The organism is Avibacterium sp. 20-126, assembly GCF_044358625.1.
Taxonomy (GTDB): domain Bacteria; phylum Pseudomonadota; class Gammaproteobacteria; order Enterobacterales; family Pasteurellaceae; genus Avibacterium.
On the sequence record NZ_CP091457.1, the window covers coordinates 1,101,741 to 1,126,265 of the forward strand.

At 39.0% G+C, this 24,525-nt stretch carries 22 protein-coding genes; 12 read left to right on the forward strand and 10 right to left on the reverse strand.

The window, feature by feature from the left end:
* The first annotated feature begins 3 nt into the window (after positions 1 to 3).
* From pheS to L4F91_RS05095, 4 genes are all read left to right on the forward strand, one after another.
* Positions 4 to 993, forward strand: a complete 990-nt coding sequence (gene pheS, locus L4F91_RS05080; RefSeq protein WP_250350258.1) for a phenylalanine--tRNA ligase subunit alpha — start codon at positions 4 to 6, stop codon at positions 991 to 993.
* A 31-nt stretch (positions 994 to 1,024) separates the two neighbouring features.
* Positions 1,025 to 3,412, forward strand: a complete 2,388-nt coding sequence (pheT, locus tag L4F91_RS05085) for a phenylalanine--tRNA ligase subunit beta (RefSeq protein ID WP_395897691.1) — start codon at positions 1,025 to 1,027, stop codon at positions 3,410 to 3,412.
* Positions 3,413 to 3,416: 4 nt separating this feature from the next.
* Positions 3,417 to 3,713 carry an integration host factor subunit alpha gene (locus L4F91_RS05090; protein WP_103855875.1) on the forward strand — a complete coding sequence of 99 codons (297 nt, stop codon included), beginning with the start codon at positions 3,417 to 3,419 and terminating at the stop codon, positions 3,711 to 3,713.
* 69 nt (positions 3,714 to 3,782) lie between these two features.
* A complete protein-coding gene (locus tag L4F91_RS05095; protein WP_250363005.1) occupies positions 3,783 to 4,286 on the forward strand; it encodes a C40 family peptidase in 504 nt (167 codons plus the stop codon).
* Positions 4,287 to 4,388: 102 nt separating this feature from the next.
* Here L4F91_RS05095 and ttcA read toward each other — a convergent pair whose 3' ends face one another.
* Positions 4,389 to 5,339: a tRNA 2-thiocytidine(32) synthetase TtcA gene (gene ttcA, locus L4F91_RS05100; protein WP_265778101.1), complete on the reverse strand. Its 951-nt coding sequence runs from the start codon at positions 5,337 to 5,339 to the stop codon at positions 4,389 to 4,391.
* A 248-nt stretch (positions 5,340 to 5,587) separates the two neighbouring features.
* On the opposite strand from ttcA, the gene mukF reads away from it, so the two are divergent.
* The 5 genes from mukF to sbcB all read left to right on the forward strand — a co-directional run bounded on the left by mukF (position 5,588) and on the right by sbcB (position 14,577).
* Positions 5,588 to 6,913, forward strand: coding sequence for a chromosome partition protein MukF (gene mukF / locus L4F91_RS05105; RefSeq protein WP_395897694.1), 1,326 nt, complete (start codon positions 5,588 to 5,590; stop codon positions 6,911 to 6,913).
* Positions 6,914 to 6,924: 11 nt separating this feature from the next.
* Entirely contained in the window at positions 6,925 to 7,653 is a 729-nt protein-coding gene (mukE, locus tag L4F91_RS05110) for a chromosome partition protein MukE (RefSeq protein ID WP_395897826.1), read from the forward strand.
* Positions 7,653 to 12,200: a chromosome partition protein MukB gene (mukB, locus tag L4F91_RS05115; protein WP_395897696.1), complete on the forward strand. Its 4,548-nt coding sequence runs from the start codon at positions 7,653 to 7,655 to the stop codon at positions 12,198 to 12,200. The genes mukE and mukB overlap by 1 nt, the downstream gene beginning before the upstream one ends.
* Before the next feature lie 78 nt (positions 12,201 to 12,278).
* Complete coding sequence (locus L4F91_RS05120; protein ID WP_395897698.1) at positions 12,279 to 13,151, forward strand: EamA/RhaT family transporter; 873 nt, start codon at positions 12,279 to 12,281, stop codon at positions 13,149 to 13,151.
* 4 nt (positions 13,152 to 13,155) lie between these two features.
* On the forward strand, positions 13,156 to 14,577 hold the full coding sequence (gene sbcB / locus L4F91_RS05125) for an exodeoxyribonuclease I (protein WP_395897700.1): 1,422 nt from the start codon (positions 13,156 to 13,158) through the stop codon (positions 14,575 to 14,577).
* A gap of 916 nt (positions 14,578 to 15,493) precedes the next feature.
* Here the strand turns inward: sbcB and L4F91_RS05130 are convergent.
* The 6 genes from L4F91_RS05130 to L4F91_RS05155 all read right to left on the reverse strand — a co-directional run bounded on the left by L4F91_RS05130 (position 15,494) and on the right by L4F91_RS05155 (position 18,963).
* Positions 15,494 to 15,952 carry a ClpXP protease specificity-enhancing factor gene (locus L4F91_RS05130; RefSeq protein ID WP_250350248.1) on the reverse strand — a complete coding sequence of 153 codons (459 nt, stop codon included), beginning with the start codon at positions 15,950 to 15,952 and terminating at the stop codon, positions 15,494 to 15,496.
* Positions 15,953 to 15,964: 12 nt separating this feature from the next.
* Positions 15,965 to 16,603 (reverse strand): stringent starvation protein SspA, encoded by a 639-nt coding sequence (sspA, locus tag L4F91_RS05135; RefSeq protein ID WP_250350247.1) that lies wholly within the window; start codon positions 16,601 to 16,603, stop codon positions 15,965 to 15,967.
* A gap of 217 nt (positions 16,604 to 16,820) precedes the next feature.
* A complete protein-coding gene (rpsI, locus tag L4F91_RS05140; protein ID WP_017806615.1) occupies positions 16,821 to 17,213 on the reverse strand; it encodes a 30S ribosomal protein S9 in 393 nt (130 codons plus the stop codon).
* A gap of 16 nt (positions 17,214 to 17,229) precedes the next feature.
* A complete protein-coding gene (gene rplM, locus L4F91_RS05145; RefSeq protein ID WP_017806616.1) occupies positions 17,230 to 17,658 on the reverse strand; it encodes a 50S ribosomal protein L13 in 429 nt (142 codons plus the stop codon).
* A gap of 257 nt (positions 17,659 to 17,915) precedes the next feature.
* Positions 17,916 to 18,644 carry a tRNA pseudouridine(65) synthase TruC gene (truC, locus tag L4F91_RS05150; protein WP_265778088.1) on the reverse strand — a complete coding sequence of 243 codons (729 nt, stop codon included), beginning with the start codon at positions 18,642 to 18,644 and terminating at the stop codon, positions 17,916 to 17,918.
* Positions 18,631 to 18,963 carry a YqcC family protein gene (locus L4F91_RS05155; protein WP_395897704.1) on the reverse strand — a complete coding sequence of 111 codons (333 nt, stop codon included), beginning with the start codon at positions 18,961 to 18,963 and terminating at the stop codon, positions 18,631 to 18,633. The genes truC and L4F91_RS05155 overlap by 14 nt, the downstream gene beginning before the upstream one ends.
* A gap of 140 nt (positions 18,964 to 19,103) precedes the next feature.
* On the opposite strand from L4F91_RS05155, the gene L4F91_RS05160 reads away from it, so the two are divergent.
* The 3 genes from L4F91_RS05160 to ppnN are packed head-to-tail and all read left to right on the forward strand — an operon-like array spanning position 19,104 to position 22,106.
* The gene (locus tag L4F91_RS05160) at positions 19,104 to 19,880 is read left to right on the forward strand and encodes a Zn-ribbon-containing protein (protein WP_395897706.1); all 777 of its coding nucleotides are present in this window, start codon (positions 19,104 to 19,106) and stop codon (positions 19,878 to 19,880) included.
* 9 nt (positions 19,881 to 19,889) lie between these two features.
* Positions 19,890 to 20,732 carry an NADPH-dependent 7-cyano-7-deazaguanine reductase QueF gene (gene queF, locus L4F91_RS05165; protein ID WP_395897708.1) on the forward strand — a complete coding sequence of 281 codons (843 nt, stop codon included), beginning with the start codon at positions 19,890 to 19,892 and terminating at the stop codon, positions 20,730 to 20,732.
* Between the two features lie 9 nt (positions 20,733 to 20,741).
* Positions 20,742 to 22,106 carry a nucleotide 5'-monophosphate nucleosidase PpnN gene (gene ppnN, locus L4F91_RS05170; protein ID WP_395897710.1) on the forward strand — a complete coding sequence of 455 codons (1,365 nt, stop codon included), beginning with the start codon at positions 20,742 to 20,744 and terminating at the stop codon, positions 22,104 to 22,106.
* 36 nt (positions 22,107 to 22,142) lie between these two features.
* On the opposite strand, the gene L4F91_RS05175 is transcribed toward ppnN, so the two are convergent.
* The 3 genes from L4F91_RS05175 to L4F91_RS05185 all read right to left on the reverse strand — a co-directional run bounded on the left by L4F91_RS05175 (position 22,143) and on the right by L4F91_RS05185 (position 24,464).
* On the reverse strand, positions 22,143 to 22,910 hold the full coding sequence (locus L4F91_RS05175; RefSeq protein ID WP_395897711.1) for an ABC transporter permease: 768 nt from the start codon (positions 22,908 to 22,910) through the stop codon (positions 22,143 to 22,145).
* Positions 22,910 to 23,827, reverse strand: a complete 918-nt coding sequence (locus L4F91_RS05180; protein ID WP_395897713.1) for an ABC transporter ATP-binding protein — start codon at positions 23,825 to 23,827, stop codon at positions 22,910 to 22,912. The genes L4F91_RS05175 and L4F91_RS05180 overlap by 1 nt, the downstream gene beginning before the upstream one ends.
* A 100-nt stretch (positions 23,828 to 23,927) precedes the next feature.
* The gene (locus L4F91_RS05185; RefSeq protein WP_395897715.1) at positions 23,928 to 24,464 is read right to left on the reverse strand and encodes an elongation factor P hydroxylase; all 537 of its coding nucleotides are present in this window, start codon (positions 24,462 to 24,464) and stop codon (positions 23,928 to 23,930) included.
* Positions 24,465 to 24,525 lie beyond the last annotated feature (61 nt).

Sequence of the window (24,525 nt, forward strand, 5' to 3'; positions counted from 1 at the left end):
GGTATGCAACACCTTAAAGAAATTACCGAACAGGCAAAAGAAGCGATTGAAAAATTGCACGATAAAAGCCTTGAAACGCTAGATGCCATTCGTGTGGAATATTTTGGGAAAAAAGGGCATTTTACCCAATTAATGCAAGGATTGCGTGATGTGGCGGCGGAAGAGCGTCCTGCAATGGGGGCAAAAATCAATGAAGCGAAACAAAAAGTGTTAGATTTATTAAACACCAAAAAAGCACAGTGGGAAGAAGAAGCCCTTAATGCACAGTTAGCGAAAGAAAGTATTGATGTCAGTTTGCCGGGGCGTAAAACAGAATTAGGTGGCTTACACCCTGTTTCAATTACCATTGAGCGTGTTGTAAAATTTTTCTCTAACTTAGGTTTTAGTGTAGAAGTTGGGCCTGAGATTGAAACTGATTATTACAACTTTGATGCGCTAAATATTCCAGCTCATCACCCGGCCCGTGCCGATCACGATACGTTCTGGTTTGATGCAGAGCGTTTATTGCGTACCCAAACCTCTGGCGTACAAATTCGTACAATGGAAAAAATGCGTCCGCCAATTCGTATTATGGCACCGGGACGTGTATACCGTAATGATTATGACCAAACCCACACCCCAATGTTCCACCAAATTGAATTACTTTATGTGGATAAACACGCTAACTTCAGTGAATTAAAAGGCTTATTACACGATTTCTTACGCGCCTTTTTTGAAGAAGACTTACAAGTGCGTTTCCGCCCGTCCTATTTCCCCTTTACAGAACCTTCTGCAGAAGTCGATGTAATGGGTAAAAACGGCAAATGGTTGGAAGTGCTAGGTTGTGGAATGGTTCACCCAAATGTGTTGCGTAATGTTGGTATTGATCCAGAAGAATATTCTGGCTTTGCGGTGGGAATGGGCGTAGAACGTTTAACGATGCTACGTTACAATGTAACAGATTTACGTTCGTTCTTTGAAAATGATCTCCGTTTCTTAAAACAATTTAAATAATTGAAAACCGAATTTAATGTAGAGAAAGAATATGAAATTTAGTGAATTATGGGTGCGTGAATGGGTTAATCCTGAAGTTAGCACAGAACAATTATGTGATCAAATTACAATGCTTGGACTCGAAGTCGATGGCATTGAAGCGGTTGCTGGTGAATTTAATGGCGTTGTTGTTGGGGAAGTGGTGGAATGCGCTCAACACCCTGATGCTGATAAATTGCGTGTAACCAAAGTGAATGTTGGTGGTGAACGTCTATTAGACATTGTATGCGGTGCGCCAAATTGCCGCCAAGGGTTGAAAGTAGCTTGTGCTGTAGATGGTGCTGTATTACCGGGTAATTTTAAAATTAAGAAAACTAAATTGCGCGGTCAGCCTTCTGAAGGAATGCTATGTTCATTTAGTGAATTAGGCATTTCTGACGATCATAACGGTATCATTGAATTACCAGCCGATGCACCGATTGGTACGGATTTACGTGAATATTTACAATTAAATGATAACAGTGTAGAAATCAGCTTAACGCCAAACCGTGCCGACTGTTTAAGTATTGCGGGCATTGCCCGTGAAGTGGGCGTGGTAAATCAGCAAACAGTCAATACGCCTGATATTCAGCCCGTTGTAGCAACTATTACTGATAAAGCACAAATTGATCTGTTAGCGCCAGAGGCTTGCCCACGCTATTTATTGCGTGTGGTAAAAAATGTGAACGTTAAGGCGCAAACGCCTATTTGGATGCAAGAAAAATTACGCCGTTGCGGTATCCGTTCTATTGATCCAGTGGTAGATATTACCAATTACATTTTACTTGAATTAGGACAGCCAATGCACGCCTTTGATGCGGCTAAAGTGAGCCAGCCTGTACAAGTACGTATGGCGAAAGCAGGGGAAGAATTAGTCCTGTTAGACGGTACAACAGCCAAACTTCAACCCAATACACTTCTTATTGCCGATCAAAATGGTCCATTAGCAATGGCTGGCATTTTTGGTGGTGAAGCAAGCGGAGTAAATGGCGAAACAAAAGACGTTATTCTTGAATCCGCATTCTTTGCTCCGTTAGCTATTACAGGGCGTGCAAGACAATATGGCTTGCATACTGATGCTTCTCACCGCTTTGAACGCGGCGTTGATTTTAATTTACAACGCGATGCGATGGAACGAGCAACCGCATTATTATTAGAAATCTGTGGTGGAGAAGCTGGCGAAATTTGTGAGGTGGTCAGTGAAGTGCATTTACCTAAAGTGAAACAGGTTCAATTACGCCGTGAAAAATTAGATCATCTACTAGGGCATTATATTCCAACTGAAACGGTTACTGATATTTTGCAACGCTTAGGGTTACAAGTAAGTTATCAAGACGGTTTATGGACAGCGATTTCACCAAGCTGGCGTTTTGATATTGAAATTGAAGAAGATTTGATCGAAGAAGTCGCCCGTATTTACGGTTATAACAATATTCCGAATAATCCACCGTTAGCACATTTACAAATGAAACCAATGCCTGAACATTTATTAGAATTGGTTCGTGTTCGCACGGCATTTGTAGATAGTGATTATCAAGAAATTGTGTCTTATAGCTTTGTTGATCCTGAAGTTCAGCAATTATTATACCCACAACAAGAGGCATTAATTTTACCAAATCCAATTTCGCGTGAAATGTCTGCTATGCGTGTTTCTTTATTACCGGGCTTACTTACAACCATTGCTTACAACCAAAATCGTCAGCAAAATCGTGTACGTATTTTTGAAGGTGGATTACGCTTTATTCCTGATAGCCAAGCAGAAAGTGGTGTTCGTCAAGAATATGTCATTGGCGCAGCGATTGTAGGGGATAAACGTCCAGTTCATTGGGAGCATAAAGGCGAAAATGTGGATTTCTTTGATCTAAAAGGGGATTTAGAACGTATTTTATCGCTAACAAAGGCTGGAAATCGTTTGCGTTTTGTTGCAAAATCATATCCAGCGTTACACCCAGGACAATCCGCTGCCATTATGTTGGACGATAAAGAAATCGGTTATATTGGTACCGTACATCCAAAAGTCGTACAACAGCTTGGTTTGTCAGGTAAACCAATTGTATTTGAAATTGAATGGGCGGCGATTGCAGAAAAATCTGTGCCAAATGCCAAAGAAATTTCTCGCTTCCCAGCTAATAAACGTGATTTGGCCATTGTCGTGGATAGCGCAATACCGGCTGGCGATGTGTTAGAAGTCTGTCGTGAAGCGGGCGGAAAACAGCTTGTGAACCTGAGTTTATTTGATGTTTACCAAGGGGCAAATTTACCACAAGGTAAGAAAAGTTTAGCGATTAGCTTAACAATTCAAGATACGGAAAAAACCCTTGAAGAGAAAGAAATTAATGCGGTAATTTCAGCAGTATTAGACGCATTAAAACAACGATTTGATGCTTATTTGAGAGATTAATATTATGACATTGACCAAAGTTGAACTAGCTGACAGCTTAATTGAAAAGCATAATCTAAATAAACGTGATGCCAAATTATTGGTAGAAAGTTTTTTTGAGGAAATTCGCGTAGCGTTGGAAAGTGGACAAGATGTGAAATTATCGGGTTTTGGTAATTTTGAATTACGTGATAAAGCCTCACGCCCGGGACGCAACCCTAAAACAGGAGAAAGCGTACCTGTTTCCGCACGTCGCGTTGTGGTGTTCAAACCCGGTCAAAAATTACGTTCTCGAGTAGAAAAATCGAAGCCAAAGGCTTAAATTATTTATGTGATAAGAAAGCTATCTTTTTTTGGATAGCTTTCCTTTTATTTATTTTGTAGGTAAAAAATGCGTTTAGCTAAATTTATTTTAGTTTCCCTTGGTATTGCTGTCTTAGCAGCTTGTTCAGGGTCTCCACATTCAGCAAATCATTCAGATTCTGATGAAAAAATTTCTTATCAGGGACGACTTGATGATCCAATTATGACAATCGCCTTATTAAGTGAACATCAACGAGAATGGGCTGGCACGCCTTATCGTTTAGGCGGGCAAAGTCGCCGTGGTATTGATTGCTCTGGATTTGTGCAAAAAACATTTCGTGATCGTTTTAATATTCAACTTCCACGTACGACAAAAGAGCAAGTGAAATATGGTACAAAAGTGCCAAAATCGCAAATTCAAACAGGAGATTTAGTCTTCTTTAAAACAGGGCGAGGGCCTAATGGCTACCACGTTGGGATTTATGTTAAAGATGGTCAATTTCTACACGCATCAACTAAAGGGGGAGTGATTTATTCTTCCCTCAATAGCCCTTACTGGACGCGCACTTATTGGCAAGCGCGTAGAATGTAAAATTTGCATTTATAAAAATAGAGACATAGAAAAGTGCGGTGGAAAATGTTAATTTTTTTCACCGCACTTAATTTTTTACCCACTTTCTAATTCGCTTTACGTTTAATTCACTTCCTTAAACGCGATCATTTCATTTTGGCTAAAATCGGTTTGTTCTTCTTCATCTTGGTATAATGGGGTAGCAGGTAGATCTTGTTTATCAAAAGCAATATCGCCTTCCACACCGTCTAACTGTTGTCCACGTTGAATATCTTTGAAATTAAATAAATTTTTATCGCATAAGTGAGAAGGTACGATATTTTGCATTGCACTAAACATCGTTTCGATACGCCCCGGATATTGGCGATCCCAAGTCTGTAACATTTCTTTTACCACTTGGCGTTGCAAGTTAGGTTGCGAACCGCATAGATTACAAGGAATAATGGGGAATTGTTTGGCGATAGCATATTTTTCAATATCCTTTTCTTTGCAATAGGCCAGTGGACGAATCACAATTTGTTTGCCATCATCGCTAATTAATTTGGGTGGCATTGATTTCAGTTTGCCACCATAGAACATATTTAAAAATAGGGTTTCCAACATATCATCACGATGATGACCAAGAGCAATTTTGGTTGCGCCAAGCTCTGTGGCAGTGCGGTATAAAATCCCACGTCTTAAGCGTGAGCAAAGAGAGCAAGTGGTTTTGCCTTCTGGAATTTTTTCTTTCACAATGCCGTAGGTGTTTTCTTCTACAATTTTGTAATCTACGCCGATGCGTTCTAAATATTCAGGTAAGACGTGTTCGGGGAAGCCGGGTTGCTTTTGATCTAAATTTACCGCCACAATGTCAAAATGAATCGGTGCGTTAAGGCGTAAATTGAGCAAAATATCAAGCAAAGTGTAGCTATCTTTTCCACCAGACAAGCACACCATTACCTTATCGCCCTCTTCAATCATATTAAAATCAGCAATGGCAGCTCCTACATTACGACGTAGGCGTTTTTGTAACTTATTGAAATTATAGATTTGTTTCTTTGTTTTTTCGTTTTGAGAAGTTAAATTTTCACTCATTGGATTTATTATTCTGTCATATCAATTTAAAAAACTTGCGTATAGTAAGGGGTAATGGAATTTTTTCCAATAGGAATATACAAGATTAATTCTTTTTAGCTAAATAGCTTAAATAAAAAAACATAAAAAAGTACCGCACTTTAACTTTACTCAAATGAAGGTATAAATCGATCTACAAGATCCTTAAAAAATCCTGTATAATCAACTACAATTTTTGTCTAATTTTTATTTGCTTGTGAGAATACACAATGCTTGAAACATCACAAACAATCCCTGAATTGGTCTCTTGGGCAAGAGAGCGAGAATTCTCGCTTAATTTGCCGACTGATCGTTTGGCGTTTTTATTGGCTATTGCGATTTATAACAATGAACGTTTAGACGGTGAGATGTTAGAAACGGATTTAGTGGATATTTTCCGTCATACCGCATCAGCCTTTGAGCAATCCCCCGATAATATTGCTACCCGAGCCAATAATGCGATTAATGAATTAGTGAAACAGCGTTTTCTCAATCGTTTTAGTAGCGAATTCACCGAAGGTTTGGCCATTTATCGTTTAACCCCATTGGGCGTTGGGGTTTCGGACTATTACATTCGCCAACGTGAATTTTCTGCGTTACGCCTTTCTGTCCAGCTTTCTATTGTGGCAGATGAAATTCAACGCGCTTCTGAAGCGGCAGAAGAGGGTGGAGATGAACATCATTGGCGACGCAATGTGTTTGCGCCATTAAAATATTCTGTGGCAGAGATTTTTGACAGCATTGATTTCTCACAACGTGTGATGGATGAAAGTCAGCAAAGCATTAAAGATGAAATTGCAGAGTTATTAACCAAAGATTGGCAAGCAGCGATTTCAAGCTGTGAACGTTTATTAGATGAAACCTCAAGCAATTTACGTGAATTGCAAGATACACTCAATTCCGCTGGAGATAAACTGCAAGCACAATTATTGCGTATTCAAGATTGTGTGATCGGACAGCAGAATCTCTATTTTATCGATCAACTTATTATTGATTTACAAGCAAAATTAGACCGCATTATCAGCTGGGGGCAACAATCTATTGATTTGTGGATTGGTTATGACCGCCACGTACATAAATTTATCCGTACAGCAATTGATATGGATAAAAATCGTGTGTTTTCGCAACGTTTACGCCAATCTATTCAACATTATTTTGAAAATCCTTGGTATTTATGGACGGCACAAGCAGAACGTTTAGTAGATTTGCGTGATGAAGAGCTTGTATTACGCGAAGAAGATGCGCTAGGGGAGTTGCCAGAAGCATTACAATACGAAAGTTTGGCTGATTTGCACGAACAAATTGTTGAACATATGCAAGCTCTATTAATTGCTTATCGCGAAAATCATCGTCCTATTAATCTTAGCCTTGTGTTAAAAGAACAGTTAGATAATTATCCCGTCGAACGACATTTTGATGTAGCAAGAATTATTGTCGATCAAGCTGTACGGCTAGGAATGGCGAGTGGTGATTTAAGTGGCATATATCCACAATGGGAAGAAATAAATCAGGCGGGGGCTGAAGTACAAGCCCATATTATTGATGAATATAATTAAGAGAAAAAATGATGACAGATCAGTTACAAGATATAATTTCAGTAAAACAAGCTCAAGCCATTGCAAATCCTCTTTTTCCTGTTGTGGACAGCCAATTACGAGCGGGAAGACATATTAGTATTGAACAGCTGGATAATCACGCTTTTTTAATGGATTTTCAATATGAGTTGGATCAATTTTATCACCGTTATAACGTAGAATTAATTCGTGCGCCAGAAGGTTTCTTTTATTTACGTCCAAAAGCAACAACATTAATTGCGCGTTCTGTTCTTTCCGAGCTAGAAATGCTTGTGGGAAAAGTATTATGTTACTTGTATTTAAGTCCAGAGCGTCTTGCTCAACAAGGTATTTTTACCACACAAGAAGTTTATGATGAATTATTAAATCTTGCTGATGAAAGCAAACTGTTAAAAACCGTCAATCAGCGTTCTTCAGGATCTGATTTAGATAAACAGAAATTAGCTGAAAAAGTACGAGCAGCACTTAACCGCTTACGCCGTCTAGGAATGATTGCTACCGTAGGGGATCAACATAGTGGTAAATTTGTGATTTCAGAAGCGGTATTTCGTTTTGGTGCTGAAGTGCGTGCAGGTGATGATCCAATGGAAGCACAATTACGCTTAATTCGTGATGGAGAAGCGGCAACACCGCAATCCTTACAAGATGAGAAAAGAGCGGTACAAAATGACGCTGAAAATGTAGATGAAATAGAAGAAATTGATGAGGAAGGGGAAGAATAATGAGCAAAGCATTTGAATTTGAAAATGATAATTTAACCCTTGATAGTGAAGAAATGGAAAATCATCAACCTGAAGAATTAGACATTATTGAAACAGTGCAAGCAGAACAGCAAGATACACCTGTCTCCATTGCTCAAAATGTCGAGCGTGGAAAATTCCGCTCACTGACCCTCATTAACTGGAACGGTTTTTTTGCCCGTACATTTGATTTAGATGAGTTAGTCACGACCTTATCAGGGGGGAATGGCGCGGGGAAATCGACCACAATGGCTGGTTTTGTTACCGCGTTAATTCCTGATTTAACCTTATTACACTTCCGTAATACCACAGAAGCTGGGGCAACCACGGGTTCACGCGACAAAGGGTTGCACGGTAAGCTCAAACCGGGTGTCTGCTATGCAGTATTAGATGCAGTGAATTCTCGTCATCAACGTGTTTTAGTCGGGGCGCGTCTACAACAAGTTGCTGGACGTGATAAAAAAGTTGATATTAAAACCTTTTCTATTCAAGGGCTAAGTCTTGCACAAACACCAACAAGTGTTTTAACTGAAACGGTCAATGAACGTCAAGCAAGGGTACTAACACTTAATGAATTAAAAGAAAAAATAGAAAACCTTGGTGCACAATTTAAACAATATCATTCCATTACAGATTATCACGGAATGATGTTTGATTTAGGGATTATTCCTAAACGTCTGCGTTCTTCTTCAGATCGTAGCAAATTTTATAAACTCATTGAAGCCTCGCTTTACGGAGGAATTTCCAGTGCGATTACTCGCTCCTTGCGTGATTATTTATTACCCGAAAACTTAGGCGTCCGTAAAGCCTTTCAAGATATGGAAAGTGCATTGCGTGAAAACCGTATGACCCTTGAGGCAATTAAAGTTACGCAATCGGATCGTGATTTATTCAAGCATTTAATTACGGAAACCACCAATTATGTGGCGTCAGATTATATGCGTAATGCCAATGAACGTCGAGGCAATGTAGAAAGTGCCTTAACACATCGTAAGGAATGGTATTTAGCAAAATCAGAACGTGATTTATCACAACATCGCTTAGTGGATTTTAGCCGTGAATTGGCGGAACTTAACGAAAATGAGCAAACCCTTGAGGTTGATCACCAAAGCGCACTCGATCATCTTAATTTGGTGCTAAATGCGTTACGTCATCAAGAAAAAATCTCGCGTTATCAAGATGATGTAGAAAGTTTACGAGAAAAATTAGAAGAACAAAAATTTGCGGTAGAAGAAGCATCAGAACAGCACGAAGAAAGCCAAGCGCAGTTAGAACAATATGAACAAGAAGTGGATCAACTACGTAGCCAATTAGCGGATTATCAACAAGCACTAGATGCCCAACAAACCCGTGCGTTGCAATATCAACAGGCTATTCAAGCACTTGAAAAAGCCAAAACCCTTTGTGGATTGGCCGATCTTTCTACTAAAAATGTGGAGGATTATCACGCTGAATTTGTCGCGCAAGCGGAAGATTTGACGAATAATGTTCTAGATTTAGAGCAAAAAATGTCGATTTCCGAAATGGCGAAATCGCAGTTTGATAAAGCCTATCAACTTGTTTGCCAAATCGCAGGCGAAATGCCACGTTCTGCTGCGTGGGAAAGTGCAAAAGCATTATTACGTGAATATCCGAGCCAAAAAGTGCAAGCGCAACAAACACCGCAACTTCGTGCCAAATTACACGAGTTAGAACAGCGTTATCAACAACAGCAAAGTGCGGTGCGTTTATTGAAAGAATTTAATCAGCGAGCCGCATTAGAACTTGAAACCAGCGATGAAATTGAAGACTATTATGCGGAGCAAGAAAGCCTTGTTGATGAGCTAAATGAAGAATTGGCAGAACAGGTGGAACAGCGCTCAACCCTGCGTCAAAAACGTGAGCAGTTGAATATCCGTTACAATGAAAATGCTAATAAAGCCCCTGCGTGGCTTACCGCGCAATCAGCGCTAGAACGTTTACAAGAACAAAGTCATAGTCAGTTTGCTGATAGCCAAGACGTGATGAATTTTATGCAATCACTCTTAGTTAAAGAACGAGAATTAACCATCAAACGTGATCAGTTAGAGCAAAAACGTCAGCAACTTGATGAGCAAATTTCTCGTTTAAGCCAGCCAGATGGTTCTGAAGATCCGCGTTTAAATGTATTAGCAGAACGCTTTGGCGGTGTGTTACTTTCTGAGCTTTATGATGATGTGCCAATTGAAGACGCACCTTATTTCTCCGCGTTATATGGCCCTGCTCGTCACGCGATTGTGGTGCGCGATTTAGACGCTGTGAAAGCGCAATTAGCGCAACTTGAAGATTGCCCAGATGATTTATACCTTATCGAAGGTGATCCAAGTTCTTTTGATGACAGCGTATTGTCCGCCCAAGAGCTAGATTTAGGGGTCGTGGTTCAGGTGTCTAACCGTGAATTACGTTATTCAAAATTCCCTGAAATTCCATTATTTGGCCGTGCAGCACGAGAAAAACATTTAGAAGCCTTACAAATTGAACGTGATGAAGTATCGGAACACTATGCCGAATGTGCTTTTGATGTGCAAAAATGCCAACGCTTACACGAACATTTCAGCCAATTTGTTGGTTTGCATTTAGCTCTCGCATTCCAGCCCAACCCTGAAGAATTAATGGCACAAATTCGCCGTGAACAAGGGGAAATCGAGCGTGAATTAGGGCAGTTTGCTACCACTGAACAACAAATTCGCCTTAAATTAGACAATGCAAAAGAAAAATTACAGTTATTAAATAGACTGATTCCGCAACTTGGCGTCATTGGTGATGAAAGTTTATTAGATCGTATCGAAGAATGTCGTGAGCAATTAGATTTAGCAGAACAAGATGAACGCTTTATTCGCCAATATGGCGTGACATTGTCACAACTTGAACCCATTGCCAATACATTACAAAGCGATCCAGAAAATTATGAGCGATTAAAAGCTGACTATGAACAATCAAAACAACAACAAAAACAAATTCAACTACGTGTTTTTGCTTTAGCCGATGTGGTACAACGTAAAGCCCATTTTGATTACAAAGAAAGCGTTCAATCTGAAACCTCTGAATTAAATGAGCAGCTTCGCAATCGTTTAGAGCAAATTCAGCAACAACGTGAACAACAACGCGAACAAGTTCGTCAAAAACAAATTCGTTTTGCCCAATATAATCAAGTTTATATTGAGCTGCGTAGTTCCTATGAAGAAAAAAATAAAGTACTGAATGAATTGCTTGAGGAAATCAGTCAGCTTGGCGTACGTGCAGATGATGGGGCAGAGCAACGGGCGCAAACACGTCGTGATGAATTATCGCAACAACTTACCACGGTACGTAATCGTCGCCGTTATTTGGAAAAACAATTAACCTTAATTGAAAGCGAAAGTGAAAATCTTAACCGTCGTATTCGTAAAGCAGAACGTGATTACAAAACACAACGTGAATTAGTGGTGGCGATGAAAGCAAGCTGGTGTGTGGTGCTACGATTATCACGCAATAGTGATGTGGAAAAACGTCTAAACCGCCGCGAGTTAGCATATCTTTCTGCTGATGAATTACGTTCAATGTCAGATAAAGCCCTTGGTGCGTTGCGTACTGCCGTAGCCGATAATGAATACCTGCGTGATGCGTTGCGTTTATCTGAAGATAATCGTAAACCAGAAAATAAAGTGCGGTTCTTTATTGCGGTGTATCAACATTTACGTGAGCGTATTCGTCAAGACATCATTAAAACAGATGATCCGATTGATGCGATTGAACAAATGGAGATCGAGTTATCTCGCCTAACTGCAGAATTAACAAATCGTGAGAAAAAACTCGCGATTAGTTCCGAAAGTGTGGCGAATATTATGCGTAAAACCATTCAACGCGAACAAAATCGCATTCGTATGCTCAATCAAGGCTTACAAAATATTGCCTTTGGTCAGGTGAAATCGGTGCGTTTAGTGGTCAATATTCGTGATACTCACGCAATGCTGTTAGATGCATTATCCGATCGCCACAATGATTATCAAGATTTATTTTCAGATAACCGCATTACTTTCTCCGAAGCCATTGCGAAATTGTATCAACGCTTAAACCCACATATTGATATGGGGCAGCGTACCGCCCAAACTATTGGTGAAGAGTTGTTGGATTACCGCAATTACCTTGATTTAGAAGTTGAAGTGTATCGTGGCGCAGATGGTTGGTTACGTGCAGAAAGTGGTGCATTATCAACGGGTGAAGCTATTGGTACTGGGATGTCAATCTTACTAATGGTGGTACAAAGTTGGGAAGAAGAAAGCCGTCGTATTCGAGGTAAGGATATTGTTCCTTGCCGTTTATTATTCCTTGATGAAGCGGCGCGTTTAGATGCGAAATCGATTTCTACCTTATTTGAACTATGTTCTCGTTTAGATATGCAATTATTAATTGCAGCACCTGAAAACATTAGCCCAGAAAAAGGAACCACTTATAAACTGGTACGTAAAATCTCAGGTAATCAAGAACAAGTTCACGTAGTGGGATTACGTGGGTTTGGTGCAACACATTAAGTTATATTAAAGTGCGGTAAAAAATAAGGGTAATTTCTACCGCACTTTAAATTTCTTTCTTTTTACTAAGGATAGCGAATGGCTTATTTATTTCTTGCTATTGCTTGTAGTGTGGCTGTCTCCGTATTATTAAAAGTCGCACGGAAGTTTAATATCGTCATTGAACAGGCAATCGCATTCAATTATCTTATTGCCCAGTTATTAAGTTATTTTTTATTACAGCCGAATTTTCAAGGACAAGGCTTCACCGAGTTTATTGTACAAAATGAAAATAGTGCCATTTTCTTAGCCCTAGGTTTATTGCTACCGAGTGTATTCATTATTATGTCTAAAGCGGTTGAATTTGCTGGCATTGTACGCTCTGATGCAGCGCAACGTTTATCCTTATTTCTGCCTATTTTAGCTGCCTTTATATTATTTGGCGAACAGCTCAGTCAATCACGTATTATCAGTTTAGTTTTGGCTTTTTCTGCGTTATTTTGTTTAATCAATAAACCGTGCGAACAGCAACTTTCTGTCAAAGCGGGATTGAGCTTGCTTGCTGTTTGGTTAGGCTATGGTGTCATTGACATTTTATTCAAACAAATGGCCAAAATGGGGAATGCCTTTCCAACCACCTTGTTTATTGCGTTTGCCTTAGCAATGTGCGTGATGTTTATGTATTTATTGATTAAACGAACCCAATGGAATGGCGCAAGCTTATTAGCTGGAATTGTACTCGGTGGGCTAAATTTTATGAATATTCTATTTTATATTCGCGCCCATCAAAGTTTCAGCCAAAACCCAACGCTCGTTTTTGCTGGAATGAATATTGGTGTGATTTGTCTTGGTACGCTTGTAGGCGCAATAGTATTCAAAGAAAAAATAAGTAAAATTAATGGGGTAGGCGTAGTACTTGGTATTTCTGCCATTCTCAGCCTATTTTATTTAGAACCTTTTTTAACAAGGTAAGGTAATGCAAGATAATTTTAGTTTTTTTGTTTACGATTACGAAAGTTTTGGGGTTAATCCCGCCACGGATCGCCCTGCGCAATTTGCCGGTATTCGTACTGATAAAGATTTTAATATTATTGGTGAGCCTGTGATGTTTTATTGCAAGCAAACTAATGACTATTTACCTTCACCCACTGCGGTAATGGTAACGGGTATTACGCCACAACAATGCAACGAACAAGGTTTATCTGAACCAGAATTTGCCCAGCGAATTTTGCAAGAATTCTCACAGCCAAATACTTGTGTAATGGGGTTTAATAATATCCGTTATGACGATGAAATGACCCGTTATACCTTTTATCGGAATTTTATCGATCCTTACGAATATAGTTGGAAAAATGGTAATTCTCGCTGGGATTTACTGGATTTAGTGCGTGCCTGTTATGCCTTGCGACCAGAAGGCATAAACTGGGTTTATGATGATGAGGGAATGCCCTCGTTCCGCTTAGAAAATTTAACCAAAGCCAATGGGATAGAGCATAGCAATGCCCACGATGCAATGGCTGATGTGTATGCAACTATTGAAATGGCAAAATTAATCAAAGAAAAACAGCCAAGATTATTCCAATTTTTCTTTGAACATCGCGATAAAAAATCCCTTGAAAAAATGATTAACACCGCAGAAATGACACCCTTGGTTCACGTTTCAGGAATGTTAGGAAATTATCGTGGCAACACTACTTGGATTGCCCCTTTAGCCTGGCATCCAACCAATAAAAATGCGGTCATTGTGTGTGATTTAGATAGTAATATTGATGATCTGCTCAATAAAAGCGCAGATCAATTACGCCAGAATTTATACACGAAAAAAGCAGAATTGGAAGAACAAGGCATTTTGCCAGTGCCATTAAAATTGGTGCATATCAATAAATGCCCAATTTTAGCTCCAGCCAAAACCCTATTACCTGAAAATGCACAACGTTTAGGCATTAATCGTCAAGATTGCTTAGCAAACCTTGCTAGATTACGTGCAGATCTCAATATCCGTGAAAAAGTGCTACAAATTTTCACCGATGAACGGACATTTGAGCCAAACGATAATGTGGAAACTGAATTGTATAGCGGATTTTTCAGTCCAAATGATAAAAATAATATGGCTATTTTGCGTGATTTAGCACCTGAAAAATTGGCTGAACATAATTTGACGTTCCAAGATAAACGTATTGATGGCTTGCTATTTCATTATCGCGCACGACATTTCTATAAAACATTAACCAGAGCAGAGCAGTTACATTGGGATAAATATCGCCGCAGAAAGCTAGAACAAAGTGCGGTGCAATTTGAGCAAGAATTACAAACCTTAGCGGAAGAACATCAAAACAACCCTGAAAAATTAGCTTTATTGCAACGGGTTTATGAGTATGGCGTAAAATTACTGGGGTAACTTTGTGATGCTGTCACAATGTGATTGTTTTTCTAACATTACGTAGAATAAAAAATCGAGTAATCTAATTGCTCGATTTTTTTATTTTTCACGTAGCGTAATCATCTCTAATTAAGAAAATGATACTGCTAAATAAATTGGACATACTTATATTTCTTATTTAACTAATCAATATATCTGTTAAGTTCTCGCGAAAATACCTAATTTAGTAAGCTCATTAGCAACAAGAATAAATAACAGAGACAGATGGGATAGCTTCACATCAATTCCAAATTTTATTTATTAAAATTTTACTTAAATTAAAAGTAAAGAAAGATTTTTATCCAGCCTTCATCTTTAATTATTCTTTAATTTTCCTTTACATTTCATTCATTCCAGTGCGTAACATCTAAAATTTTAGTGTTACCGCGTTGCCAATGTGCTTGTTTTTACCTTGCTTAACTAGTAAAAGTGATCTGTGTGTAACTCTGTGATTTTATTTATCCGTAGTTTTCGCTAACCCGATAACCAATTTCGCATAATGTATATTATGTTAAATAATAGAAGTGTAAAAGTAACTTTTTATTACTCTCTTTTATCGGGCTTATGGCATCGCTAATATTTTATGTTGCGCTTTATTTATTGCAGCATTATCTTATTTTTTAGATTGCTGTGCTGTTATGGTGATGTGGTAATTTACCCTTGATTTCTACAATAGATAAAATAAATACTAATAAGATTTAAAATAACTAATATTGTGAAACTTATTAAAGAAAGAGAAAAATTCGAGTGATGCTTTTGTTACAGGGTTACAAAATAATTAAACAAGGTCGATAGAAATGAAAAAAAATAAGGTTTTTATAAATTAGGGATATAAAAAAGTGCCTGGACGATTTGTTTAATACAGGCACTTAAAAGACATTAGAGACAATAATAATTAATCAATAAAACGTAATTTTGGAGAGGATTTATTGCTAGATGATTTTTCTATTGGCTTGGGTTTATCAACAGCTTCAACGAAACTTAACGGCTGCTCATCTTGAATTTCATCTTGTTGGGCAAGATCACCTTCAAATTCCTCTGGTTCAAACATAATGCCATCACCACTTTCTCTTGCATAAAGAGCAATAAGCGCGCCCATAGGAATAAAAATTTCTTGTGGAATACCTTGAAAACGCGCATTAAATTGCACAAAATCATTGGTTAATTGCAAGTTTCCCGTTGCATTCATTGAGATATTTAATACGATTTGCCCATCTTTGACGTATTCAGCTGGTACTTTTACCCCAGCATACGTTGCATCAACCGCCAAATAAGGCGTACAATCATTATCTATAAGCCAATCATAATAAGCTCTTAAGATATAAGGACGTTTCGGTGAGAATTTACGCTCCATAACTCCTCTCTTTTATTTGTCATCCATTAGATTTTTAGGTGCAACTTCACCAACGGATTGCTTGAAAGAATCTCTTTGATACACGCGTTCCATATAATTTTTGATTGCTTTACTTCCCGCTCCTGCAAATTGAATACCTAGCTTCTGCATACGCCATAATAAAGGGGCAATATAGCAATCGACCAAGCTAAATTCTTCACTCATAAAATAAGGTGTTTGATTGAAAATTGGTGCAATAGCCAATAATTCTTCTTTTAATTGCTTTGTAGCCTGCTCTTTCTCAGACTCATCGCCTTGCTCAATTTGGTTTAGTAAAGAATACCAATCTTGCTCAATTCTTAACATTAATAAACGGCTTTTACCACGAGATACAGGATAAACAGGCATTAATGGCGGATGCGGAAAACGCTCATCAAGGTATTCCATAATAATACGAGAATTAAATAGCACTAAATCACGATCTACCAAGGTTGGTAATGTTCCATAAGGGTTTAATTCCATTAAATCTTCAGATACAGAACCTAGAGCCATTTCTTCCATTTCATAAGGCACGCCTTTTTCCGCTAATACAATGCGAACCTGATGGCAATAAATATCTTCTTGATTGGAAAAAAGGGTCATTATTGAACGTTTACTTGATGCACTACTCATTTTATTCCTCTGCTAACCTTTTGCTTATCTGTCATTTTAAATTAAGGGCAATATTTTACCATAAATTATAGGGAAATAGCTAAGTAAATTTATTCAATACTACTCTATCTTATTGATAACAAATTGAATTTTCTTGTAATGATTGGTTTAATAAATTTAGAAAAGAAAAATGGCAAGTGAAAACTTGCCATTTGAACAATATTTGAATAAGAAACGATTAACGTTTTGAGTATTGTGGGCGACGACGTGCTTTGTGTAAACCCACTTTTTTACGTTCAACGCGACGTGCATCACGAGTAACAAAGCCTGCTGCGCGTAATGCTGGACGTAATGTTTCATCATATTCAATTAATGCACGAGTGATACCGTGACGTATTGCACCCGCTTGACCTGAAATACCACCACCTTTAACTGTGATGTATAGGTCTAATTTATCAGTTAATTCAACCAATTCTAATGGCTGACGTACGATCATACGAGAAGTTTCGCGACCAAAATATACGTCTAATTCACGTTGGTTGATAGTAATTTTACCACTGCCCGGTTTGATAAATACACGAGCTGAAGAGCTTTTGCGGCGACCTGTGCCGTAGTTTTGATTCTCTGCCATTTTTCTCACCTCGTGATTAAATATCTAAAACTTGTGGTTGTTGTGCTGCGTGTTCGTGGTTAGGACCAGCGTACACTTTTAATTTACGATACATTGCACGGCCTAATGGACCTTTTGGCAACATACCTTTAACCGCAATTTCAATCACTGCTTCAGGACGGCGAGCAATCATTTCTTTAAATGTCGCTTGTTTGATACCACCTACATAGCCAGTGTGCCAGTAGTAAATTTTATCGCTTTCTTTTTTACCTGTTACGGCAACTTTGTCCGCATTGATAACGATGATATAGTCACCTGTATCAACGTGTGGAGTGTATTCAGCTTTATGTTTACCACGAAGACGACGTGCTAATTCAGTCGCTAAACGACCTAACGTTTTACCTGTCGCATCTACTACATACCAGTCACGTTTAACTGTTTCTGGTTTTGCTACAAAAGTTTTCATTAATTAATTACCAATAAAATAATATTAATACCCAGTGTTCAACATTGAACACAACCATTAATCTCAATCTGCACCCCTTCGAGTGGATCTCGATAAAATAATGTGCGGTGGGAAAGCCAACACATTCACAGGGTCGGGCGATTATACAAGAGCTTTAAGGAAAAAACAAATGAAAAAAGCACCGCACTTTGAAATTCTTAGTCCTTTTTCTTAGCAAGTTCGTTCACTTAATGTTTTAGAATGTTCTAGTTAAGGGGTTACCCTACCCCATTCCAAGAAAAAGCATCGAACAAGCGTTGCCATTGTTCATCTAAAGGTGCGGTGATTTTTAGCCAATTTTTTGCTATAGGGTGAATAAAGGTAAGTGTTTCTGCGTGTAGCATTAACCGATGCACGCCTGTATGTTCAGTTAAAGCGCGATTTTGATGTAAATCGCCATATTGAGTATCCCCTAAAATGGGGTGGAAAATATGCTTTAAGTGACGACGTAACTGATGTTTTCTTCCTGTGTGTGGAATTAACCTCACTAAAGAATAACGACTCGTTTGATAGCGCCCTACCCCATAAGGCATCTCTACTACCTTCAATCCTTCATAATCGGTGATAGCCTCTTGTGGTGCTTTATCTTGCTGAGCAAATTTATCGGCAATTTTATCCAATTGCACTTTCAGCGGATAATCAATCCTTCCCGGCTCTTTGAGATAACCGCGTACCACCGCTAAATAGCTTTTTTCAACCTGCTTCTGCTCAAATTGTTCGCACAGCAATTTGGCTATTTCAGCATTTAAGGCAAAAAGCAACACCCCAGAGGTTGGGCGATCTAAACGATGAATAGGAAAAACGTGCTGCCCAATTTGATCGCGCAAGGTTTGCATTACAAATTGGGTTTCGTGACGATCAAGCCAACTACGATGCACCAACATTCCAGCTGGCTTGTTCACCGCGATCAAATATTCATCTTGGTAAAGAATATCAAGTGCGGTCATTTTGTGCGTTACAAATTTCTTCGATGGCTTTCAACGGCTCAATTAAGCGTTGCACGGCAATAATATCTTGCTCTTTCAAAGCTTCTTCAATGTAAGGTACGATAGCCATTTTATGCGGTAATGGTTCACTGCTTTCGATAACGGCATACATTCTTGGAATAAACACCCATTGTAGCCATTCGTGTGCATTCATTGTATCAATACAAAATGGCTCAACGCTGTCAAAGGCGGTAGCTTCAGGGGGAGCAGCTTGCCAAAGCGCTAATTCTTCCATTGCTTTTTGTAATTGTTGTAACTGATATTTTGTTTGTTCACGCATTGTGGTTTCCTTAATTTGCTTTCTCATCTCATTCTGCCTAAAATGTGGCATTCGCCTTAGTGCAAAACTGAAGGTGTTATGATACCACAAAGCCAAATGCGAAAAAACGCAATCGCTTTCTTGATAAATTAAGGCAGAAAATGTATTTAATTGAGGCTTTTTTTACCCTTACCCAACCTAATAATGTGGCTTACCCATTGATTAATCAAGTGATTGAACAATGGCGCTATAATGGGCAAATTCTTGGGCGAGAAATCCCCCTTTTCCACGCTGAACTAGAAAACCAGCAAGGCATTGCAGTGCGTGTCGTTTGTCCTGAACAGCAAAGCTTGTTACCCGAATTTAATAATGTGGCGGTACAAACAGCGTTAGATAAAGCACAACGTGCCGGGATAAATTTCGATAGTTTCCAAGTTATTGCTGATGATTTAAATTCGGATCTCACCTATCAAGGTAAACGCCCTAGCTGGCAAGTGCTTTATACCACTTATTTACAATCTTGCTCGCCATTACACAGTGGGGAGGATAACTTGCCTATCCCACTATATAAATATTTTAAAAATACCCCGCACTTGAGTTTAGATCTCATTAAATGGCAAGAAAATTGGCAGGCTTGTGATCAACTACAAATGAACGGCACAGCATTAGAACAGCACGCCCTTGCGGAAATTTCCGATCTACATAGTCATTTATCTAAACACGGCTATGCCTTATGCCAAGAAATAGAGCAACACACGGGGATTCCAACCTATTATTATTTATACCGCATTGGTGGCGAAAGTTTACAAGCCGAACAACAACGCCGCTGTCCAAGCTGTAATCAAAATTGGGCATTAAAAACACCGCTCTTTGGTTTGTTTGATTTTAAATGTGATCAGTGCCGATTGGTATCCAACCTTTCTTGGCGCTGGCAATGAGGAAAAATAATGAATTACAATCACGAAAGTTTACACGCCTTAAAACTTGGGCAAGAAACAAAATATGCACAACATTATGACCGCACTTTACTACAAGCCGTACCTCGCCAATTAAACCGTGAGCAGCTTGGGATTGTGGAAAATCAACCTTTTACTTTTGGGGCAGATATTTGGACGGCTTATGAAATCTCTTGGCTTAATGCCAAAGGTGTGCCACAAGTTGCCATTGCTGATGTGGAAATTGATTTCCGCAGTGAAAATTTAATCGAATCAAAAAGTTTTAAACTTTATCTCAACAGTTTTAATCAAAGTCATTTTGATACGGCTGAGCAAGTGCAACAACACTTACAGCAAGATCTAGCAAATTGTGCGAATGGGCAAGTCAAAGTGCAGTTAAATTCTTTGCAAAATTACCACCGCACTTTTATTGACGAATTACAAGGCGACTGTATTGATGATCAGGATATTGAAATTCGTGATTACCAATTCAACCCTAATTATTTAGCAAATTGCACACAAGAGGCGAAACAGGTGGAAGAACAGTTAGTGAGCCATTTGCTCAAATCAAATTGTTTAATCACCCAACAACCTGACTGGGGATCCTTGCAAATTCATTATGTAGGCAAGCAGATTGATCGGGAAAAATTGTTACGTTATTTGATTTCATTCCGTCAGCATAATGAATTTCACGAGCAATGCGTTGAACGAATTTATTGTGATTTAATGCGCTTTGCTCAGCCAGAAAAGCTCACAGTTTATGCTCGTTATACACGCCGTGGTGGGCTTGATATTAATCCATTCCGCTCAAATTTTCAAAGCGTACCGCACAATATACGCTTAGCCAGACAATAGGAGGTTGCAGTGGCAAATATTCATTATGTTAATCCACGAGGGAGTATGGAACAGCTCTCACACCTTGAAGTGGAATTACTCACCAAGCAAGCGAAAAGCGAACTGTATCAACTGTATCGCAACTGCTCTCTTGCCGTGCTAAATTCTGGTGCGGTAACCGATGACAGCCGTAAATTATTAAATCAATATCCTGATTTTGATATTGAATTGGTGGCGACAGAGCGTGGTATCACCCTGAAGCTACATAATCCGCCAGAAAGTGCCTTTGTAGATCAACATATTATCCGCAATATTCAATATCATCTTTTTGCTGTATTGCGTGATATTGTCTTCGTAAATGTGCTAAGCCAACGGATTAATCCTTGTGATATCCAAGATAGCGTACACATCACCAATCAAGTCTTTTCTATTCTGCGTAATGCCAAAGCCTTGATCGTGGGTGAATTACCTAATTTGGTCGTGTGCTGGGGTGGCCATTCCATCAATCAAATTGAATACCAATATTGCCGTGCAGTAGGGCTAGAATTAGGGCATCGCGAATTAAATATCATCACAGGCTGCGGACCGGGTGTAATGGAAGCCCCAATGAAAGGGGCAGCGATTGGCCACGCAAATCAACGCTATAAACATAGTCGTTTTATCGGCATTACAGAGCCTTCAATCATCGCGTCTGAGCCACCTAATCCTATCGTTAATGAATTAATTATTATGCCGGACATCGAAAAACGCCTTGAAGCTTTTGTGCGTATGGGACACGGCATTATTATTTTCCCCGGTGGGCCGGGAACATTTGAAGAATTACTTTACATTCTTGGTATCAAACTCAATCCAGAAAATCAAGCGCAATCTATCCCATTAATCTTAACGGGGCCAAAAGAAAGTGCGGATTATTTTGCTACGATTGATCGTTTTATTGGCGAAACCTTAGGAAAAGAAGCACAATCTTTGTATAAAATCATCATTGATGATCCGGTGGCTGTAGCACGTCATATAAAATCAGCTGTTGAAGATATTCGTCATTTACGCTATGAAAATAATGATTCTTATGGGTTCAATTGGTCATTAAAAATTGATCCTGAATTTCAACAACCATTTATCCCTACTCACGAAAATATGGCAAATTTAGATTTGCATATGAACCAAAGCAAAGTTAGCCTTACCGCTAATCTTCGCCGTGTATTCTCTGGCATCGTAGCGGGTAACATTAAGCCTGATACGCAAGATCGCATTGCGGAATTAGGTAAATTTCAGCTCAAAGGCGATAAAGATTTAATGGAGAAAGTGGACACTGTGCTACAAGATTTCATTACCCAGCATCGAATGAAACTCCCAGACGGCGAGGCTTATGAACCTTGTTATGAAATTATTCGATAACTAGAAGTGCGGTATTAAAATACCGCATTTTTCTTTTTAACTCCGCAATCCTACCCCGCGACTGATCAGAGAATAGGCAATGGCATAAAGTGCGGTGATAAAAATGCCTAAAACGCTGAAGGTGTAAACAAGGCTGACATCTTGAATGCCAAGAAAACCGTAGCGGAAACCACTTATCATATAGACAATGGGATTAAATTTAGACACCACTTGCCAGAAAGGTGGAAGTAAGGAGATAGAATAAAATACACCACCTAAATAAGTTAAAGGGGTTAATACAAAGGTGGGAATAATGCTAATGTCGTCAAATGATCGAGCGAAAACGGCATTAATCAAGCCTCCTAATGCAAAGCTTGCTGTGGTAAGCAATAAGGTCGCAAGAATGACCGTCCAAGAATAAATCTGTAATGGGACGAAAAATAGCGAAACTAAGGTAACCAGAATACCAACACTCAATCCACGCGCCATTCCTCCTGCCATATAGCCTAAAATAATAATATGTGGTGAAGTGGGGGAAATCAGCAGTTCTTCCACATTGCGAGCAAATTTTGTGCTATAAAAAGACGAGGCAACATTGGCGAAAGAATGGGTTAAGGCGGACATCATAATCAGCCCCGGTACGATAAATTGCATATAGCTAAAGCCGTGCATTTCACCAATACGATTGCCAATAAGCTGGCCGAAAATCACAAAATATAACGTCATTGTAATCACTGGTGGCACAAGCGTTTGCACCCAAATTCGGGTAAAACGGCGCACTTCTTTAATAAAAATGGTTTGGAAGGCAACCCAAGCTAAACTCATTATTCCACTCCTTTATTCAGTGCTATTGAAACAAAAAGCTCTTCCAAGCGGTTAGCTTTATTACGCATACTCAATACTTGTACGCCTTGCTTATCAAGCTGTGAAAATAACTGATTTAAGCCCTGCTCTCTTTTTACCTCGATTTCAAGCGTATTATTATCCAGCCAAGTTACGTTGTAACCTATTATTTCTGGTTTATTTACTTGCGTGGCTAAATCAAACACAAAGGTTTCTGTTTCTAGTTTTGCTAATAACGCTTTCATTGGCATATTCACCACCAAACGTCCTTGCTGAATAATGCCAATATGACGACAAAGCATTTCGGCTTCTTCTAAATAATGGGTGGTAAGGATGATTGTTGTGCCTTGCTGATTTAACTCACGTAAGAACGCCCACATTGTACGGCGAAGCTCAATATCTACCCCTGCGGTAGGTTCGTCAAGAATAAGCAATTTAGGGTGATGCATTAAGGCACGGGCAATCATTAAACGACGTTTCATTCCTCCTGAAAGTTGGCGTGATTGCTGCTCGCGTTTATCCCATAAATCTAACTTTTTCAGCCATACTTCCGCGCGAGCCAACGCGTCTTTACGTGGAATACCATAATAACCTGCTTGATTAATTAAAATATCAATCACTCGTTCAAATTGGTTAAAATTAAATTCTTGTGGGACTAAACCGATATTCTGTTTTAGCTGGCTTGGATTATGATCTAAATCTGCACCAAACACCTTCACTTCACCAGCAGTTTTATTAACCAAAGAACAAATAATCCCAATAGTGGTGGATTTTCCCGCCCCATTATGACCAAGTAAGGCGTAAAAATCCCCCGCTTCAACACTGAGATCAATGCCATACAATGCTTTCACGCCGTTTTTATATTCTTTCGTTAATCCTTTGATTTCTAATGCTAACATTCAACGTTCCGTATAAAATTTATTGAAATTTTGCCCCGCACTTTTGAAATAAAAGGTAAACAAAGTGCGGTATACATTTTGCGGATTTCTATCCGTATTTTTAAATTCTACTGACATCAAATAAATCGAGGTTGATATTATCTGGTGTACCATAAAATTTGGCGAGTGCTTTACGCAAAATTTCTGCGCGTTTCGGTAAGCCTTTTTTGGCGTAGGTTTTTACTTGTTCATACACTGCTTGTTTAAATGGTTGTGTATCGCCGGGATCACCGCTTAAATTATCACTGCTGGCAATATAACGAAAACCTGCGGCAGTGGCTAAAATCCATTCTAACGCTTGTGGTTTCACCTCCACTTGCTCGAACTCACGCTGACGTTGTTCAGAACGCCCATCGGGTTCATACCAATAACCAAAATCTTCTAATTTACGTCGTTCTTTGCCAGCAATTAACCAGTGAGAAATTTCGTGCAAAGCGCTACTATAAAAGCCTCGAGCAAAATAAATGGCATTGTAAGGACAATGTTCATTGGCGGGCAGATAAAGTGGCTCATCGCCCCCTTTGACCAATTTGGTATTATATTCTTGCTCAAAGCATTGATTAAAAATGGCAATAATGTCTTCTAAACGATGCTCCATCACAACTCCAAAAAATAATAAGGCACAAAGTCTGTGCCTGAAAATTTGAAAACGCCCTATT

Coding starts and splice junctions, on each gene's coding strand:
- pheS (WP_250350258.1), top strand. CDS start 4: ATGCAACACCTTAAAGAAATTACCGAACAGGCAAAAGAAGCGATTGAA.
- pheT (WP_395897691.1), top strand. CDS start 1,025: ATGAAATTTAGTGAATTATGGGTGCGTGAATGGGTTAATCCTGAAGTT.
- L4F91_RS05090 (WP_103855875.1), top strand. CDS start 3,417: ATGACATTGACCAAAGTTGAACTAGCTGACAGCTTAATTGAAAAGCAT.
- L4F91_RS05095 (WP_250363005.1), top strand. CDS start 3,783: ATGCGTTTAGCTAAATTTATTTTAGTTTCCCTTGGTATTGCTGTCTTA.
- ttcA (WP_265778101.1), bottom strand. CDS start 5,339: ATGAGTGAAAATTTAACTTCTCAAAACGAAAAAACAAAGAAACAAATC.
- mukF (WP_395897694.1), top strand. CDS start 5,588: ATGCTTGAAACATCACAAACAATCCCTGAATTGGTCTCTTGGGCAAGA.
- mukE (WP_395897826.1), top strand. CDS start 6,925: ATGACAGATCAGTTACAAGATATAATTTCAGTAAAACAAGCTCAAGCC.
- mukB (WP_395897696.1), top strand. CDS start 7,653: ATGAGCAAAGCATTTGAATTTGAAAATGATAATTTAACCCTTGATAGT.
- L4F91_RS05120 (WP_395897698.1), top strand. CDS start 12,279: ATGGCTTATTTATTTCTTGCTATTGCTTGTAGTGTGGCTGTCTCCGTA.
- sbcB (WP_395897700.1), top strand. CDS start 13,156: ATGCAAGATAATTTTAGTTTTTTTGTTTACGATTACGAAAGTTTTGGG.
- L4F91_RS05130 (WP_250350248.1), bottom strand. CDS start 15,952: ATGGAGCGTAAATTCTCACCGAAACGTCCTTATATCTTAAGAGCTTAT.
- sspA (WP_250350247.1), bottom strand. CDS start 16,603: ATGAGTAGTGCATCAAGTAAACGTTCAATAATGACCCTTTTTTCCAAT.
- rpsI (WP_017806615.1), bottom strand. CDS start 17,213: ATGGCAGAGAATCAAAACTACGGCACAGGTCGCCGCAAAAGCTCTTCA.
- rplM (WP_017806616.1), bottom strand. CDS start 17,658: ATGAAAACTTTTGTAGCAAAACCAGAAACAGTTAAACGTGACTGGTAT.
- truC (WP_265778088.1), bottom strand. CDS start 18,644: ATGACCGCACTTGATATTCTTTACCAAGATGAATATTTGATCGCGGTG.
- L4F91_RS05155 (WP_395897704.1), bottom strand. CDS start 18,963: ATGCGTGAACAAACAAAATATCAGTTACAACAATTACAAAAAGCAATG.
- L4F91_RS05160 (WP_395897706.1), top strand. CDS start 19,104: ATGTATTTAATTGAGGCTTTTTTTACCCTTACCCAACCTAATAATGTG.
- queF (WP_395897708.1), top strand. CDS start 19,890: ATGAATTACAATCACGAAAGTTTACACGCCTTAAAACTTGGGCAAGAA.
- L4F91_RS05175 (WP_395897711.1), bottom strand. CDS start 22,910: ATGAGTTTAGCTTGGGTTGCCTTCCAAACCATTTTTATTAAAGAAGTG.
- L4F91_RS05180 (WP_395897713.1), bottom strand. CDS start 23,827: ATGTTAGCATTAGAAATCAAAGGATTAACGAAAGAATATAAAAACGGC.
- L4F91_RS05185 (WP_395897715.1), bottom strand. CDS start 24,464: ATGGAGCATCGTTTAGAAGACATTATTGCCATTTTTAATCAATGCTTT.